This window comes from Streptomyces sp. NPDC001508 (genome assembly GCF_040298665.1).
Taxonomy (GTDB): Bacteria; Actinomycetota; Actinomycetes; order Streptomycetales; family Streptomycetaceae; genus Streptomyces.
The window spans coordinates 1-1,072 of record NZ_JBEPAP010000178.1 but is presented as its reverse complement, the minus strand read 5'-3'; the positions used below and the strand labels follow the sequence as shown (position 1 = coordinate 1,072).

Below are 1,072 nucleotides of genomic sequence, written 5' to 3'. Positions count from 1 at the left end.
GAAGCCGGTTTCCAGAAACGCGAGATCGAACGCAACGCCTACCGCATCGCCCAGGAGACCGACACCGGCACCCGGACCGTCGTCGGCGTCAACACATTCCGGCTCGACGAGGAAGAACCCTACGAACCACTCCGCGTCGACCCCACCATCGAGACACGACAGGCCGAGCGCCTCGCCAAACTGCGGGCCTGGCGCAGTCAGGAACGCGTCGACCGGGCGCTGCGGTCGCTGCGGGAGGCCGCGCGCGGCGAAGCCAACGTCCTGTATCCCATGAAGGAGGCGCTCGCCGCCGGCGGCACCATCGGCGAGGTGTGCGCGGTGCTGCGCGACGTGTGGGGCACCTACCGTGCGTCCGACACTTTGTGACTTCTCCCGGGCCGGGCCCGCGGTCATCTGTCCGGGCGCGCTCGATGCCCGTTCGAGCTGTGCCGCCGCCCGCTTTCAGCGAGATCACGAAAGCGGCCTCGCGGGCGGCCCCGTCTCGTCTAGGCTTGTACGGCACGACCACGGCAGTCAGGGTGATGACCGGCACCGCCCGAGTGCACGCACGTGAACGTGGGGGGAAAGACGTTGCACAGCTCAGCGCCGACGACACGGCTCGACAAAGCAGCGCCCACCGGTTCATGCCGCAGACCAGGCCGACCGGTCAGCACCGACCGGCGGACGGTCCGGGCCAGTCTCGCCGGCGGTATCAGCCGCCCACGGTGACATGACGGTCATGGCCGCGGCTGTCGGGGCTCCGGAGCAGTTCCTCGGCAGCATGTCCACGCGCTCCGACAACGATGTCCCACTGACCACACGTGCCCACTACCCCACCACCCGGCGCACCAGGTCGCGGCGCCCGTACATCCCGTGTGTCCGTTCGGCGAAGGCGCAACGTCCGTATGAGGGCGGCCCGACGCGCGAGGAGCCCGGGGCGCCCGCGGGCCGCACGGCGCCGTCGGACGCCCGCCGCCGGACGGGACGTCGGGCCTGCGCGGACAAGATCATTGTTGACGCCTTGCGACCGGCGAAGCAGCCTGACTACGCTCGGTCGTCCTCCCAGTGAATCGCGAGTGCATGGCAGAGGACC

General features: G+C 70.1%; 1 protein-coding gene. It reads left to right on the top strand.

Going from position 1 to position 1,072, the window contains the following annotated elements; genetic code table 11:
* Window positions 1-366: methylmalonyl-CoA mutase family protein (locus ABT245_RS45960; protein WP_351747154.1), on the top strand; the 366-nt coding region annotated here is incomplete at its 5' end.
* Window positions 367-1,072: the final 706 nt, after the last annotated feature.